Raw genomic sequence first — 15,309 nt, forward strand, 5'->3', positions numbered from 1 at the left:
ACTCGTACGGAGCGAGCAGCCGGCCGGAGGGTACCTGTGGCGGAGCCCTCGGCCTAGGCGGTGTCCCCGGCCGCGAGTTCGCGGACCGCGTCGGCGAACGCGTCCCCGCGCTTGTTGTAGTTCGCGAACATGTCCATCGAGGCACAGGCCGGGGCCAGCAGGACGGTGTCACCGGGCTTCGCGAGCCCGGCCGCCTCCCGGACGGCCGCGAGCATCGCCCCAGTGTCGGTCCGGTCGAGGTCGGTCACCGGGACCTCGGGGGCGTGTCGCGCCAGCGCCTCGGCGATGAGCGCCCGGTCGGCGCCGATCAGGACCACGGCGCGCAGCCGCTTCGCGGACTTCTGTACGAGCTCGTCGAAGGTGGCGCCCTTGGCGAGTCCGCCCGCGATCCAGACGACGGGCTCGAAGGCGGCCAGGGAGGCCTCCGCCGCGTGCGTGTTGGTGGCCTTGGAGTCGTCGATGTAGGTGACCCCTTCGACCTCGTCCACGTACGAGACGCGGTGCGCGTCGGGGCGGAAGTCGCGCAGCCCGTCACGGACGGCGCGCGGCTCGACGCCGAAGGCGCGGGCCAGGGCGGCGGCGGCCAGGGCGTTGGCGATGTTGTGCGGGGCGGGCGGGTTGACGTCCGAGACCTCGGCGAGTTCCTGGGCGTTCTTCTGCCGGTTCTCGACGAAGGCGCGGTCCACGAGGATCCCGTCGACCACGCCGAGCATGGAGGGGCCGGGGGCGCCGAGGGTGAAGCCGACGGCGCGGCAGCCCTCCTCGACGTCGGCCTCGACCACGAGGTCCTCGGTGGCCCGGTCGGCGACGTTGTAGACGCAGGCGATCTTGTTGCCCTCGTAGATCCGGCCCTTGTCGGCGGCGTAGGCCTCCATGGAGCCGTGCCAGTCGAGGTGGTCCGGGGCCAGGTTGAGGACGGCCGCCGAGTGGGCGCGCACGGAGGGCGCCCAGTGCAACTGGTAGCTGGAGAGTTCCACGGCGAGTACGTCGTACTCCTGCTCGCCGGTGACCACGTCGATGATCGGGGTGCCGATGTTGCCGACGGCCGCGGTGCGCAGACCGGCCGCCCGCAGGATCGAGGCGAGCATCTGGGTGGTGGTGGTCTTGCCGTTGGTGCCGGTGATGGCGAGCCAGGGGGCGGCGTTCTCACCGCGCAGCTGCCAGGCGATCTCCACGTCCCCGACGACCTCGACCCCGGCCGCGGCGGCCGCCGCGAACAGGGGGCTGTCGGGCTTCCAGCCGGGCGAGGTGACGACCAGCCCGGTGCCCTCGGGGAGGGTCTCGGCGTCGCCGAGGCGTACGGAGATCCCGGCCGCCTCCAACTCCGCCGCGCGGGCCCGGTGGCCCTCGCTGTCGCCGCCGTCCACCACGATCACCGAAGCGCCGAGGCCGGCCAGGGCACGAGCGGCACTGATGCCGCTCACGCCCAGACCGGCGACGGTGATGTTCTGGTCCTGCCAGGAGGTCACTTGTCCGCTGCCCATCCCGCGTAGAAGAGGCCGAGGCCGACGATCACGCACATGCCCTGGATGATCCAGAACCTGACCACGACGAGGACTTCGGACCAGCCCTTGAGTTCGAAGTGGTGTTGGAGCGGGGCCATCCGGAAGACGCGCTTGCCGGTCATCTTGAAGGAGCCGACCTGGATGACGACCGACATCGTGATGAGCACGAAGAGGCCGCCGAGGAGGGCCATCAGGAACTCCGTGCGGGAGCAGATGGCCAGGCCCGCGAGGGCGCCGCCGAGCGCCAGCGAACCGGTGTCGCCCATGAAGATCTTGGCCGGCGAGGTGTTCCACCACAGGAAGCCGAAGCAGGCTCCCATGAGGGCGGAGGCCACGACCGCGAGGTCGAGCGGGTCGCGGACCTCGAAGCAGGCGTTGGGGTTGGTCAGGGTCACCGCGTTGGCGCAGGACTCCTGGAACTGCCAGACGCCGATGAAGGTGTAGGCGCCGAAGACCATCACGGCGGCGCCGGTGGCGAGTCCGTCCAGGCCGTCGGTCAGGTTCACGCCGTTGGACATCGCCAGGATCATGAACAGGGCCCAGACGACGAACAGCACCGGGCCGATCGCCCAGCCGAAGTCCGTGACGAACGACAGCTTGGTGGAGGCCGGGGTCAGCCCGCGGGAGTCCTTGAACTGGAGCGCGAGCACCGCGAAGGCGATGCCGACGATCAGCTGGCCGGACATCTTCGCCTTGGCCCGCAGGCCGAGCGAACGCCGCTTGACGATCTTGATGTAGTCGTCGAGGTAGCCGACCACGCCCATGCCCGCCATCAGGAAGAGCACGAGCAGGCCCGAGAAACTGGCCTCCTCGCCCGTGATGACCTTCGTCAGGGCGTACGCGATGAGCGTCGCCAGGATGAAGGAGATGCCGCCCATGGTGGGCGTGCCCTTCTTCCCGGCGTGGCCGCGGGGGCCGTCGTCGCGGATGAACTGGCCGTAGCCCTTGCGGGCCAGCAGCTTGATCAGGAGAGGGGTGCCGGTGACGGTGAGGAACATACCGATGACACCCGCGAACAGGATCTGCCTCATCGGCCGGCGACCTCGCCCTCGCGCTCCAGCAACGCCAGCGCGACCCGCTCCAGACCGATCGACCTGGAAGCCTTCACCAGCACGACGTCACCCGGGCGCAGTTCACTGCGCAACAGGTCGATCGCCGCCTGCGCGTCGGACACGTGCACCGACTCCTCACCCCACGAACCCTCGTTATATGCGCCCAGTTGCAGCCAGGAGGCTTCCCTGCCCCCGACTGCGACGAGCTTGCTCACGTTGAGCCGGACGGCGAGCCGTCCCACCGCGTCGTGCTCCGCCAGCGACGCGTCCCCCAACTCGGCCATGGGGCCGAGCACTGCCCACGTACGTCCCCCGGCGGCCCGTGCGCCGCCGCCCATCGCGGCAAGTGCGCGCAGGGCGGCCCGCATGGACTCGGGGTTCGCGTTGTAGGCGTCGTTGACGATCGTGACGCCGTCCGCCCGTTCGGTGACCTCCATCCGCCACCGGGACAGCGTGCCCGCCCCGGAGAGCGCGGTGGCGATCTCCTCGACGGACATGCCCAAAACATGGGCGACGGCCGCCGCGGCGAGCGCGTTCGACACGTGGTGCTCACCGTACAGCCGCAAGGTCACTTCGCCGCACCCGGTAGGTGTGTGGAGTGTGAAGGCGGGCTGTCCCTGGGCCGTCATCCGCACCTCGGTGGCGCGGACCTCGGCGTCCTCGGCCTCTCCGAAGAGGACCGTACGGGCCTTCGTGCGGGCCGTCATGGCGCGCACGAGCGGGTCGTCGGCGTTGAGGACGGCGATCCCGCCCTCGGCCTCGGACGGGAGGGCCTCGACCAGTTCCCCCTTGGCCTGCGCGATGGCGTCGCGACCGCCGAACTCGCCGATGTGGGCGGTCCCGACGTTCAGTACGAGGCCGATGCGCGGCGGGGTCAGACCGGTCAGGTAGGCGATGTGGCCGATGCCGCGGGCGCCCATCTCCAGGACCAGGTGCCGGGTTTCGGCGGTGGCCTTCAAGGCCGTGAGCGGGAGGCCGATCTCGTTGTTGAGGGAGCCGGGCGTCCACACCGTGGGCGCGTGGTGCTGGAGCACCTGCGCGATGAGGTCCTTGGTGGAGGTCTTGCCGGCCGAGCCGGTCAGGGCCACCACATCGGTGCCGAGGCGTTCGACGACGGCGCGGGCGAGGGCCCCGAGCGCCTTCTCCACGTCGGGGACGACGATGGCCGGCACCCCGACGGGTCGGGCGGCGAGCACGGCCGCCGCGCCGGCGGCGCTCGCGCGCACGGCGTAGTCGTGGCCGTCCACGTGCTCGCCCTCGAAGGCGGCGAAGAGGCTGCCGGGCTCGACCAGTCGCGAGTCGATGACGACGGGCCCGTCGATCCGCACCGAGGGGTCCGGTATGTCGTGGGGCCGCCCGCCGGTGATGTCGGCGATCTCGGCGAGGGAAAGGTCGATCACTGGTCCACCTCGGCCTGTCGGGCGCTGCTCTGCCGGTTCTCGATGGCCGCGCGCAGCACGGCGCGGTCGTCGAAGGGGCGTACGACGCCGCCCGTGTCCTGGCCCTGTTCGTGGCCCTTGCCCGCGACGAGGACGGTGTCGCCGGGCTCGGCGCGCGCGACGGCCGCGGCGATGGCCGCCGCCCGGTCGGCGTCGACGAGCACGGTGGCCCGCTCGGCGGGCGGTACGGAGACCGCGCCCTCGAACATCGCGGCGAGGATCGCGAGGGGGTCCTCGCCGCGCGGGTTGTCGGAGGTCAGCACGGCCACGTCGGCGTACCGTGCGGCCGCCGCGCCCATGGGGCCGCGCTTGGTGGTGTCGCGGTCGCCGCCGCAGCCGAGGACGATGTGCAGCCGGCCGGTGGTGACCTCGCGCAGGGCGCGGAGCACCGACTCGACGGCGTCCGTCTTGTGCGCGTAGTCGACGACGGCCAGGTACTCCTGGCCCGCGTCCACCCGCTCCAGCCGGCCGGGGACCCCGGGGACCGCGGCGACGCCGTCGGCGGCGGTCTGCGGGTCGATCCCGGCGACGGCGAGGGTGACGATCGCGGCGACGGTGTTGGCGACGTTGAAGGGGCCGGGCAGCGGGGCGGTGGCCCGTACGCGCTGCCCCTGGGGGCCGACCAGGGTCAGGGTGGAGTCCATGTGGCCGCTGACCACGTCCTCCGCGCGCCAGTCGGCCGCCGGGTCCCCGACGGCGGAGAAGGTGACGATCGGGATCGACGCCTCCTTGGCCAGCCGGCGCCCGTACCGGTCGTCGAAGTTGACCACGCCGAGGCGGGCGCGGCGCTCGGTGAAGAGCTGCGCCTTGGCCTGGAAGTAGTCCTCCATGTCGGTGTGGAACTCCATGTGTTCCGGGCTCAGGTTGTTGAAGACGGCCACGTCGAAGACGCAGCCGTCGACCCGGCCGAGCACCAGGGCGTGGCTGGAGACCTCCATGGCGACGGCCTCGACCCCGCGTTCGCGCATGACGGCGAACAGGGCCTGGAGGTCGGTGGCCTCGGGGGTGGTGCGCTCGGACTTGATGCGCTCGTCGCCCACGCGCATCTCGACGGTGCCGATGAGTCCGGTGGCGCGGCCCGCCGCGCGCAGCCCGCCTTCGACGAGGTACGCGGTGGTGGTCTTGCCGGAGGTGCCGGTGATGCCGAGTCGGAGCATTCCCGTGCCGGGGCGGCCGTAGATCTCGGCGGCCAGCTCGCCCATCCGGCCGCGCGGGTCGGCGACGGCGAGGACGGGCAGACCGGTCGCGGCGGCGCGTTCGGCGCCGTCCGGGTCGGTCAGCACGGCGGCGGCTCCGAGGGCCGCGGCCTGGGCGGAGAAGTCCGCGCCGTGCAGCCGGGCGCCGGGCAGGGCCGCGTACAGGTCACCGGGGCGTACGGCACGGGAGTCGTGCGTGATGCCGGTGATCCGGGCGGCGCCGGGCTCGGGGAGCCCCAGCAGGGTGGCCAGCTCGCCCAGGGGGGTCGAGCGGACTGTCACGGGCCGGGGCGCTCCCGGCGGCGCTGCCGGGGCGTCCTTCCGGGCGGTTCTGGGCTGATCAGCGTGGGACACGGCGGTGAGCGTACCGGGCGCGGCGGGCCCCTCGCGAAGTGAGGGTCCGGGGCCGCCCGCGGGGTCCGACGGGTTCCCCGGCTTCGGGGTGATGGTTGTCACTGGTGGTGCCTCACGCATTCCTGGCTGGGCGGTCGGTTCACTGTCCGGGCTGCGCGCTGGGCTGCGCGGGGTTGGGGGCCGCGGGCTGCGGGCCGGATTCGAAGGTGACGGGCAGTCCCGCCGGCGCCGTTCCGGTGGGCGCCACCTGGAGGGTCTTGAGGGCGAACTCCATGACCGTCTTGTAGATGGGGCCGCAGATCTGGCCGCCGAAGTAGCTGCCCTTCGTGGGGTTCTGGATGGCGCAGTAGACGGTGACGCGGGGGTTGTCGGCGGGGGCGAACCCGGCGAAGGAGGCGGTGTAGCCCTTGTAGCGGCCGGTCGCCGGATCCACCCGGTTGGAGGTGCCGGTCTTGCCGCCGACCCGGTAGCCGGGGATGCGGGCCTTGGTGCCGGTGCCCTCCTGGTCGTCGACGACGGATTCGAGCATCGCGGCGAGGGTCTTGGCGGTCTCCGGGCTGACCACCCGGGTCTGTTCGGGCGCGGTGGCCGGGGTGAAGCGGCCGTCGGGGCCCTTGGTGCCGCGCACGAGGGTGGGGGTGATCCGGACTCCGCCGTTGGCGATGGTGGAGTAGACGGAGGCCGCCTGCATCGCGTTGAGGGAGAGGCCCTGGCCGAAGGGGATCGTGTACTGCTGGGAGGTGGACCAGGCCTCGGGGCGGGCGAGGATGCCCCGGGACTCGCCGGGGTAGTTCAGGCCGCTGGGGTGGCCGATGCCGAACTTGTCCAGGTACGAGAACAGCACCTTGTTGGCCTCGGGCTGGGTGGCGCCGAGTTGGCCGGTGGCGAGGATGGTGCCGATGTTGGAGGACTTGGCGAGCACCCCGTTGAGGGTCAGGTACCAGGTCGGGTGGTCGATGTCGTCCTTGAAGAGCCGGTCGCCGCGGTGGAGCCGGTTGGGGACCTCCACGTGGGTGGCGGGGGTGGCCTTCTTCTCCTCCAGCACGGCGGCCATGGACATCACCTTGGCGGTGGAGCCGGGCTCGTAGACGTCCTGGAGCGCGGCGTTGCCCATGGCGGTGGAGCGGGCCCTGGTGAGGTCGTTGGGGTCGAAGCCGGGGGCGTTGGCCATGGCGAGGACCTCGCCGGTGCGGGTGTCCTGGACGATGACGTAGCCGCGGTCGGCGCCGGACTTCTCGACCTGTTCGGCGATGGCCGCCTGCGCGGCCCACTGGATGTCGCGGTCGATGGTCAGCTCGATGTCCTCCCCGGGGACGGCGGGCTTCTCGCTGGATCCCGCGGTGGGGACCCGTCGGCCGCCGGACTGGGCGTAGGTGAGCTGCCCGTCCTTGCCGGAGAGCTTCTTGTCGAGGGAGGACTCCAGGCCGCCGCCGCCCTTGCCCTCGGCGTTGACGTAACCCAGTATCCCGGCGGCGAGGTCGCCGTTGGGGTACACGCGCTTGCTGCTGTTCTCGTTGAAGATCCCGGCGATGACGTTGGCGCCGGGGCCGTTGCTCTTCTTGTCGGCGGACGCCTTGTCGGCGAAGAGCCGCTTGAGGTCCTTGATCTGGTTCCAGACCTGGGGGGTCTGGCGCCGGGCGAGGACCACGTAGCGGGTGTTCGCGGTCTTGAGCCGGGCGGTGAGTTCCTTGGCGTCCTTGCCGAGGATGGGCGCGAGGAGGGCGGCGGCCTGCTCGGGCGCGTCGGGGGCCTTGCTCTCCTGCGGGGTGAACATCTTCGGGTCGGCCGTGATGTCGTACGCGTCCACGCTGGTGGCCAGGGCCACGCCCTTGCGGTCGGTGATCTCCCCGCGCTCGGCGGCCAGGGTGTAGCTGGCGAAGCGGTTCTCGGTGGCCTTGGCGGAGTACGCGGAGGCGTCGACGGCCTGCACCTGGAGGAGCCGGACGACGAAGGCGAGCATCACCAGGGTCAGGCCGACGCCGACCAGCCGCAGCCGGGGCCTGGGGTTGCCGAGCCGGATGGTGTGCGGTGCGCGGGGGCCTGCCGAGGGGCGCCGGGTCGCGGGGCGCGAGGCCGGGCGGGCGGTGGCCCGCGCCCGGTCGCCGGGCCTGGGCCTACCGGGCCCGGGCACCCGCCGCCGCGGCTCCTGCGGGCTCACCGCCGGCCTCCGCGCGCTTCCCGAAGCGGGGCGTCGGCCCGGACGGGGTCCGGGCCGCGGAGGAAGGGTGGGGCGGGGACAGGTCCCGCGGGGGTCCGCGTCACGGCGTCACCTTCCTGGGGTCTGGCTCGGCTGCGGTGGGGCCGGCGGGGTCGCGGGCCGGCCCGCGGTCGGCGCGGCGGGGGGAGCGGAGGAGGCGGGGGGCGCCGCGGGGCCCGGCGCGGCGGAGCCCGGGGCGCCGGACGGGGTGCCCGAGGAGGTGCCCGAGGGCGCGCCCGAGGGGGGCGGGCTCAGGGAGACCGGCGGGGCGGACGGGGCCGGCGGGTGCTCGGCCGGCGCGGCGCTGCCGGCGACCTTGCCGTCGGAGCCGATGAAGACGGGGCTGCCGCCGGGCACCAGTCCCAGCTCGTGCGCCCGCCGCTGGAGGGCGTCGGGGGCCGAGTAGGCGTCCACGTCCCGCTGGAGCGCCTGCTGTTCGTCCGTGAGGACGGTGGTCTCCTTCTTCAGCCTGCTCAGCTGGAAGGAGCCCTGGTTCAGTGCCGAGTTCAACAGCAGCAGGCTGATCAGGCCGCCGCCGAGCAGGGCGACGACCAGCACGACGAACGGCATCCGGGCCGCCTGCCCCGCCGTCGCGGGCCGCACCCGGACCAGGCGGGCGGCCTTGCCGGCCCTGCCGCCCCCGGAGCGGCCCGCCGGCGTCACAGCCGCGCCTCGCGGATGCGCTCGACGCCGCGGCACCGGGCCGGGGCCGCCCGCCGGTTCTCGGCGATCTCCTCCTCGGTGGGCAGTTCCGCCCCGCGCGTGAGGAGCTTCAGCTTCGGCTGGTACTTCTCCGGGACCACCGGCAGTCCCGGCGGGGCGGTGTTGGCCGCGCCCGCCGCGAAGACCTGCTTCACGAGGCGGTCCTCCAGCGAGTGGTACGAGAGCACCGCGATCCGGCCGCCGACCGCGATCCGGTCCACCGCGGCCGGGATGGCCCGCTCCAGTCCGGACAGCTCGCCGTTGACCTCGATGCGCAGGGCCTGGAAGGTCCGCTTCGCCGGGTTGCCGCCGGTCCGCTTGGCGGCCTGCGGCAGCGCGTCGCGGATGAGTTCGACCAGGCGCGCGCTGTTGGTGAAGGGCTCCTTCTCGCGCCCGCGGACCACCGCCGAGACGATCCGCTTGGCCTGCTTCTCCTCGCCGTACTGGCGCAGGATGCGGACCAGTTCGCCGGGGGCGTAGGTGTTGAGGACCTCGGCGGCACTGATGCCGGTCGTCTGGTCCATGCGCATGTCCAGCGGCGCGTCCTGGGCGTACGCGAACCCGCGGTCGGCCTCGTCGAGCTGCATGGAGGAGACGCCGAGGTCGAAGAGGATGCCCTGGACGGTCGGGATCCGCAGGTCGTCCAGGACCTCGGCGATGTCGGCGTAGATGGCGTGGACGAGGGTGGCCCGGTCGCCGAAGGGCTTGAGCCGCTCGCCGGAGAGCCGCAGGGCCTCCTTGTCGCGGTCGAGGCCGATCAGGCGCGCCTCGGGGAACCGGGTCAGCAGGGCCTCGCTGTGGCCGCCGAGGCCGAGGGTGCAGTCGACCACGACGGCTCCCGGCCTCTCCAGCGCCGGGGCCAACAGGTCCAGGCACCGCTGGAGCATCACCGGGACGTGTCGGGACTCGCTAGTCAAAGCGCCCTCTCAGATAACGGCGCGGCAGGCGTGACGCCGCGCCGCGCACGCGGAGTTTTACCAGTCTTCACAAGGGCCGGGCGGCCGGTGAGGGCCGGGCTCCGGCCGGTTCGCGTCACTTTAGTGCAACGCCCGCCCCGGTCAACGAACCGCCCCGCGCCCGGTGCGCCCCTCTCGGCACGAACCGACAAAGCACCCGAATCACCCGATCGGCGGCCTCCGCCTCACCCCTGTGGGTTAGCTCACAACAAGTACCGTTGGCCATCTTTGTCCACCCTCACTCCGTGCCGGTCCGGCCTGTGACCACTAACGTCGTATCCATGACGACATCCGCATCCCTGCCTGCCCACTCCGCTTCCTCGGCGTCCAGCGGCGACTCCGTCACCGACCGGCTGGTCGAGGCGAACCGCCACTACGCCGCCGCGTTCACGGATCCGGGCATGGACGCGCATCCCGTCCTCCGCGTGGCGGTCGTGGCCTGTATGGACGCCCGCCTCGACCTGCACGCCGCCCTGGGCCTGGAACTCGGCGACTGCCACACCATCCGCAACGCGGGCGGCGTGGTCACCGACGACACCATCCGCTCGCTCACCATCAGCCAGCGCGCCCTGGGCACCCGCGCGGTGATACTCATCCACCACACCGGCTGTGGCCTCGAAAGCCTCACCGAGGACTTCCGCCACGAGCTGGAGGACGAGGTCGGCCAGCGTCCCGCGTGGGCCGTCGAGGCTTTCCGCGACGTGGATCAGGACGTTCGCCAGTCGATGCAGCGGGTTCGCACCAACCCCTTCCTCCCCCACACCGACGATGTGCGAGGCTTCGTCTTCGACGTGCACACCGGACTCCTGCGGGAGATCGATCCCGTCCGCTGAGTGACAGCGGGGCGTGACGCCGTCAAGAATGCGGGGAGACGTCGCCCGGGAACCCCCCGTGGCGGTGTCCGCACTTCGGGGTGGGCCGGTCCACGCGCCAACGGCGTCGGCCCTGGGAAAGGGTCGAGGAGAACCAGGTGACCACGTATGACGACCGAGCGAGCCTCGCGGATCTGACCAGCACGGCCGAGCGGGTCCGCCAGTCGGTCGAGAGCGTGATCGAGGGCAAGCCCGAGGTCGTCCGCCTCGCGCTCACCGTGCTCCTCGCCGAGGGCCACCTCCTCATCGAGGACGTGCCCGGAGTCGGCAAGACCATGCTGGCCAAGACCCTCGCCAAGTCCATCGACTGTTCGGTGCAGCGCATCCAGTTCACCCCGGACCTGCTGCCCTCCGACATCACCGGCGTCAGCATCTACGACCAGCAGCGCCGCGAGTTCGAGTTCAAGCCGGGCGCCATCTTCGCCCAGATCGTCATCGGCGACGAGATCAACCGCGCCTCCCCCAAGACCCAGTCCGCGCTGCTGGAGTCGATGGAGGAGGGCCAGGTCACCATCGACGGCACCACCTACACCCTGCCCAGCCCCTTCATGGTGGTCGCCACCCAGAACCCGGTCGAGATGGAGGGCACCTATCCCCTCCCCGAGGCCCAGCGCGACCGCTTCATGGCCCGTGTCTCCGTCGGCTACCCCAGCCCCGAGGCCGAACTGCGGATGCTCGACGTGCACGGCGGGCTCTCCCCGCTCGACGACCTCACCGCCGTCGCGCACGCCCACGACATCGTCAAGCTCATCGAGGCCGTCCGCGAGGTCTACGTCGCCGAGCCCGTGCGCCGCTACGTCGTCGACCTGGTCTCCGCCACCCGCAACCACCCGGACCTGCGCCTGGGCGCCTCGCCCCGCGCCACCCTGCACCTGCTGCGCGCCGTGAAGGCCTCGGCCGCGCTGGCCGGCCGGGAGTACGTCCTGCCCGACGACGTCCAGCAGCTGGCCGCCCCCGTGCTCGCGCACCGGCTGCTGCCCACCGCGCAGGCCCAGCTGGGCCGGCGCACCGCCGAGCAGGTCGTCCACGACATCCTCCAGCGCACCCCCGTACCCGCCGCGCACGCCCGCGGCGAGATGCCGCCCGGCGCGGGCATCCGGGGCTTCTGATGGGCGCCGGTGCCCCGGGCGGCGCCGGCGGGCCGGTCAGGGATCCGGGGGGCCTGCGGGCCTCGCTGGCCGGGCTGACGACCCGGGGCCGCTCGTTCCTGGCCGCCGGAGCCGCCGCGGCCGCGTGCGCGTACGTACTCGGCCAGGGCCAGCTGCTGCGGGTCGGACTGCTGCTCGTGGTGCTCCCGCTGATCTGCGTACTGGCCCTGCACCGCACCCGCCACCGGGTCACGGGCAGCCGCCGGCTCACCCCCGGACGCGTCCCCGCCGGCGGGGAGGCCCGGGTGCAGCTGCGCCTGGAGAACGTCTCGCGGGTCCCCACGGGTCTGCTGATGCTCCAGGACCGGGTGCCCTACGTCCTCGGGCCGCGGCCCCGTTTCGTCCTGGACCGGGTCGAGTCCGGCGGACGCCGCGAGGTCTCCTACCGGGTCCGCTCCGACCTGCGCGGCCGCTATCCACTGGGCCCGCTCCAGCTCCGCCTGACCGACCCGTTCGGGCTCGTCGAGCTGACCCGGTCCTTCAGCACCTACGACACCCTCACCGTCGTCCCGCGCACCCAGCCGCTGCCCCCGGTCCGGATGACCGGCGAGGCCAACGGCTACGGCGACGGCGCCCGCCGCTCGCTGGCCCTGTCCGGGGACGACGACGTGATCCCGCGCGGCTACCGGCGCGGCGACGACCTGCGCCGCGTCCACTGGCGCTCCACCGCCCGCTACGGCGAGCTGATGGTGCGCCGCGAGGAGCAGCCGCAGCGCAGCAAGGCCACCGTCCTGCTGGACACCCGTGGGGTGGCCTACGAGGGCGCCGGCCCCGACTCCGCCTTCGAGTGGGCCGTCTCGGCGGCGGCCTCCACCCTGCTGCACGTCCTGGAGCAGGGGTTCTCCGTGCGGCTGCTGACCGACACCGGGGACTCGGTGCCCGGCGGGAGCGGCGGGCACGGCTTCGAAGCCAAGGGAGCCTCCGGCGGCCAGGAGTCGGCCGAGGCGGCCGGGCTGATGATGGACACCCTCGCGATCGTGGCCCACTCCGAGGGAGCCGGGCTCTCCCGCGCCCACGACGCCCTGCGCGGGGGCGGCTCCGGTTTCGCCTCCTCCGGCGGGGACGGGCTGCTGATCGCCTTCCTGGGCGACCTGGACGAGGTACAGACCGAGATGGTGGCCCGGATGCGGCAGCGCAGCGCGGGCGCGGTGGCCTTCGTACTGGACTCCGCGCTGTGGGCGGGGGAGCCCTCACGGGTGGAGGAGCGGCTGCGCAGGCTGCGGGACTCGGGGTGGACGGCGCTGGCCGTCCCGCCGGGCGCGGCCTTCGACGAGCTGTGGCGACAGGCCGGGAACGCTCCCCTCGGCACGGCGACCTCCGGAGGTTGGGGATGAGCGGACGGGCGCGCGTGACGCTCTTCGGGATGTTGGCGACACTGATGACCGCCTGGTCGCTGGCGCCGCTGGTGGACTCCTCGGGCTGGCTGCTCCAGGCGGCGGTGCTGCTCGGCGTGCAGGGCGCGGTGGGCGCCGGCGCCCGGCGGGTGCCGTTGGCGCGGTCGCTGACCGTGGCGGCGCAGCTCTTGGTGTCGCTGCTGCTGCTGGCCCTCCTGTTCGCGGGGAAGGCCGAGTCCACCGGGGACGGGGCGATGTCCTTCCTGGTCACCGACTTCGGCGGGCTGTTCCAGCAGGGCGTGCGGGACGTGGGCGAGTTCGCCATACCCGCTCCGCTGACGGACGGAATCCGGCTGCTGCTGCTGGCCGGGGTGCTGCTGGTCGGGCTGTCGGTCGACCTGCTGGCGGTGACCATGCGGACCGCCGCGGCGGCCGGGCTGCCGCTGCTGGCTCTGTACTCGGTGGCCACGGGGCTGTCGGCCGGGCAGGGCGGCGCCTGGTTCGCCTTCCTGCTGGCCGGCGCCGGCTACCTGTTGCTGTTGCTGTCCGAGGGCCGCGACCGGCTCGCCCAGTGGGGCCGGGTCTTCGGCGCGGCCCCCGACGGGCGGGTGTCGGCCGCCTCCGGCTACGGGGGCGACTCCTCCACCGGGGGGCGGGCAGTGTCGCCCGTGCGCACCGGGCGCCGGATCGGCGTGGTCGCGCTGGGGCTGGCCCTGGCGGTGCCGGCGGTGCTCCCGGCGCTCGGCGGAGGCATGTTGGGCTCGGCCGGCGACGGCTCCGGCGCGTCGGGCGGGGGCGGCGGGACCATCTCGGCGGTGAACCCGCTGGTGTCCCTGCAGAGCAGCCTGAACGCCCAGGACAACCGGGTGGTGCTGAAGTACCGCACGGACAGCCCGCAGTTGGGCGATCAGTACCTGCGGATCCTGGCCCTGGACGAGTTCAACGGGGTCAAGTGGGAGGCCTCCGGGCGCCCGCTGACCGACGTCCCGGAGCGGCTGCCGAACCCGACCGGCCTGAGCGAGCGGGTGCGCCGGGAGGCGGCCGAGGTCCGCACCACCGTCTCGGCGGCGGACACCTACGCCCAGCGCTACCTGCCGATGCCGTACCCGGCGACCCAGATCGACATCGGCGGGAAGTGGCGCTACGAGCCGGCCGGCCGGACCCTGGTCGGGGACCAGCTGGGCAAGGACCGCTTCCAGAACGCGCAGGGCGCGCAGTACACCGTACGGAGCCTGCTGCTGCGGCCCTCGGCCGAGGAGTTGCAGAACGCCCCGGAGGCGGATCCCGCCGTGCGCAAGGAGTACACGAAGCTGCCGGACAACCTGCCCCCGGTGGTGGCGGACACGGCGCGGCGCGTGACCCAGGGGGCGCGGGACGACTACACGCGGGCCGTGCGGCTCCAGGACTTCTTCGCGGTCAGCGGCGGCTTCCGCTACGACACGAAGGTGTCCTCGGGGACGGGTTCGCAGGCCATCGCCCGGTTCCTGGAGGACCGGGAGGGCTTCTGCGTCCACTTCGCCTTCTCGATGGCGGCGATGTCGCGGACCCTGGGCATCCCGGCGCGGGTCGCGGTCGGTTTCACCCCGGGCGAGCGGCAGTCCGACGGCAGTGTCAACGTCTCCATGCGGGACGCGCACGCCTGGCCCGAGCTGTACTTCGAGGGCGTGGGCTGGACCCGCTTCGAGCCGACCCCGCGTTCGGGGATCTCGCTGCCGGAGTACAGCGTCGACGAGGCGCCCGTCCCGCAGCCCTCGGCCTCGGCCGCGCTGCCCTCGCAGGCGCCCTCGCAGCCGGCGGTCACGCCGTCCAAGAACGAGGACTGCCCGCCGGCGCTGAAGAAGCTCGGCGAGTGCGGCGGCCCGGTCCTGGGGCAGGACACCGGGGCAGGTTCCGGCGGGGTGTCGGTGGGCGCGGTCCTCGGTTGGGGCGCGGGCGCGCTGGCCTTGGTCGGCCTGCCGCTGCTGCCGCTGCTGTGGCGCCGCCGGGTCCGGGTCGGCCGGCTGGCCTCGGGCGGGGTGCTGGACGCCTGGCGGGAGCTGGGCGACGCCGCCTGGGACGTGGGGGTCGCTCCGGACGAGGCCCTGTCCCCGCGCCGGGCCGCCGCCCGGATCGTGCTGTTGGGCCGGCTGGACGCGGAGCCCGCCGAGGCGGTGCACCGGGTCGCGGGCGCGGTGGAACGGGCGCTGTACGCCCCGCCCGGCGCGGAGGTGTCCGCCCCGGGGCTCGCCGCCGACGTGCTCGCGGTCCGCTCGGCGCTGCTGGCCGAGGCGGGACGGTGGGGGCGGTTGCGCGCCCTGCTGCTGCCGCGTTCGGCGGCCCGGGTCTCCTGGGCGGCCTCGGCCCGGAAGGCGGCGTTCGCGGAGCGGGCCGCGGCCCTGGCCGGGCGGGTCCGGGTGCGGGTCCGACTGCCGCTGCGCGACCGCGGGTAGGGCAGTCGGACCGCGTCGCAGGACACGGAAACGCCGGTGTGGCCGGGCTCGTTCCCCCCGAGTCCGACCACACCGGCGTTCGTCACCGCTCCCGGCCAGGGCTCCGGGCCGCTCCGCGGCCCCGT

11 protein-coding genes are annotated in these 15,309 nt (G+C 73.4%); 4 read left to right on the forward strand and 7 right to left on the reverse strand.

Going from position 1 to position 15,309, the window contains the following annotated elements; all coding sequences use genetic code 11:
• Window positions 1-53 precede the first annotated feature (53 nt).
• The 7 genes from murD to rsmH all read right to left on the reverse strand — a co-directional run bounded on the left by murD (window position 54) and on the right by rsmH (window position 9,332).
• Entirely contained in the window at window positions 54-1,484 is a 1,431-nt protein-coding gene (gene murD / locus ACIOD1_RS19655; RefSeq protein WP_401903586.1) for a UDP-N-acetylmuramoyl-L-alanine--D-glutamate ligase, read from the reverse strand.
• Window positions 1,466-2,536, reverse strand: coding sequence for a phospho-N-acetylmuramoyl-pentapeptide-transferase (mraY, locus tag ACIOD1_RS19660; protein WP_365613522.1), 1,071 nt, complete (start codon window positions 2,534-2,536; stop codon window positions 1,466-1,468). The genes murD and mraY overlap by 19 nt, the downstream gene beginning before the upstream one ends.
• A complete protein-coding gene (murF, locus tag ACIOD1_RS19665) occupies window positions 2,533-3,957 on the reverse strand; it encodes a UDP-N-acetylmuramoyl-tripeptide--D-alanyl-D-alanine ligase (protein ID WP_365613525.1) in 1,425 nt (474 codons plus the stop codon). The genes mraY and murF overlap by 4 nt, the downstream gene beginning before the upstream one ends.
• A complete protein-coding gene (locus tag ACIOD1_RS19670; protein WP_365613528.1) occupies window positions 3,954-5,648 on the reverse strand; it encodes a UDP-N-acetylmuramoyl-L-alanyl-D-glutamate--2,6-diaminopimelate ligase in 1,695 nt (564 codons plus the stop codon). The genes murF and ACIOD1_RS19670 overlap by 4 nt, the downstream gene beginning before the upstream one ends.
• A 37-nt stretch (window positions 5,649-5,685) precedes the next feature.
• Window positions 5,686-7,704, reverse strand: a complete 2,019-nt coding sequence (locus tag ACIOD1_RS19675) for a penicillin-binding protein 2 (protein ID WP_365613531.1) — start codon at window positions 7,702-7,704, stop codon at window positions 5,686-5,688.
• A 108-nt stretch (window positions 7,705-7,812) separates the two neighbouring features.
• Window positions 7,813-8,406: a hypothetical protein gene (locus ACIOD1_RS19680; protein WP_365613534.1), complete on the reverse strand. Its 594-nt coding sequence runs from the start codon at window positions 8,404-8,406 to the stop codon at window positions 7,813-7,815.
• On the reverse strand, window positions 8,403-9,332 hold the full coding sequence (gene rsmH, locus ACIOD1_RS19685) for a 16S rRNA (cytosine(1402)-N(4))-methyltransferase RsmH (protein WP_401903886.1): 930 nt from the start codon (window positions 9,330-9,332) through the stop codon (window positions 8,403-8,405). The genes ACIOD1_RS19680 and rsmH overlap by 4 nt, the downstream gene beginning before the upstream one ends.
• A gap of 350 nt (window positions 9,333-9,682) precedes the next feature.
• Here rsmH and ACIOD1_RS19690 point away from each other — a divergent pair, with 350 nt between their 5' ends.
• From ACIOD1_RS19690 to ACIOD1_RS19705, 4 genes are all read left to right on the forward strand, one after another.
• Window positions 9,683-10,234, forward strand: a complete 552-nt coding sequence (locus tag ACIOD1_RS19690; RefSeq protein WP_401903591.1) for a beta-class carbonic anhydrase — start codon at window positions 9,683-9,685, stop codon at window positions 10,232-10,234.
• A 137-nt stretch (window positions 10,235-10,371) separates the two neighbouring features.
• Window positions 10,372-11,382, forward strand: a complete 1,011-nt coding sequence (locus tag ACIOD1_RS19695; RefSeq protein WP_365613543.1) for a MoxR family ATPase — start codon at window positions 10,372-10,374, stop codon at window positions 11,380-11,382.
• Window positions 11,382-12,755 (forward strand): DUF58 domain-containing protein, encoded by a 1,374-nt coding sequence (locus ACIOD1_RS19700; protein ID WP_401903592.1) that lies wholly within the window; start codon window positions 11,382-11,384, stop codon window positions 12,753-12,755. Before ACIOD1_RS19695 ends, ACIOD1_RS19700 begins: the two co-directional genes overlap by 1 nt.
• Window positions 12,752-15,184 (forward strand): transglutaminaseTgpA domain-containing protein, encoded by a 2,433-nt coding sequence (locus ACIOD1_RS19705; RefSeq protein WP_401903594.1) that lies wholly within the window; start codon window positions 12,752-12,754, stop codon window positions 15,182-15,184. Before ACIOD1_RS19700 ends, ACIOD1_RS19705 begins: the two co-directional genes overlap by 4 nt.
• The last annotated feature ends 125 nt before the right edge of the window (window positions 15,185-15,309 follow it).

It is taken from the genome of Streptomyces sp. NPDC088097 (assembly GCF_044741845.1).
Lineage (GTDB): Bacteria > Actinomycetota > Actinomycetes > Streptomycetales > Streptomycetaceae > Streptomyces.

Excerpts from the sequence above, each read along its gene's own strand:
- murD (WP_401903586.1), bottom strand. The coding sequence starts at position 1,484 with ATGGGCAGCGGACAAGTGACCTCCTGGCAGGACCAGAACATCACCGTC.
- mraY (WP_365613522.1), bottom strand. The coding sequence starts at position 2,536 with ATGAGGCAGATCCTGTTCGCGGGTGTCATCGGTATGTTCCTCACCGTC.
- rsmH (WP_401903886.1), bottom strand. The coding sequence starts at position 9,332 with ATGCTCCAGCGGTGCCTGGACCTGTTGGCCCCGGCGCTGGAGAGGCCG.
- ACIOD1_RS19690 (WP_401903591.1), top strand. The coding sequence starts at position 9,683 with ATGACGACATCCGCATCCCTGCCTGCCCACTCCGCTTCCTCGGCGTCC.
- ACIOD1_RS19700 (WP_401903592.1), top strand. The coding sequence starts at position 11,382 with ATGGGCGCCGGTGCCCCGGGCGGCGCCGGCGGGCCGGTCAGGGATCCG.
- ACIOD1_RS19705 (WP_401903594.1), top strand. The coding sequence starts at position 12,752 with ATGAGCGGACGGGCGCGCGTGACGCTCTTCGGGATGTTGGCGACACTG.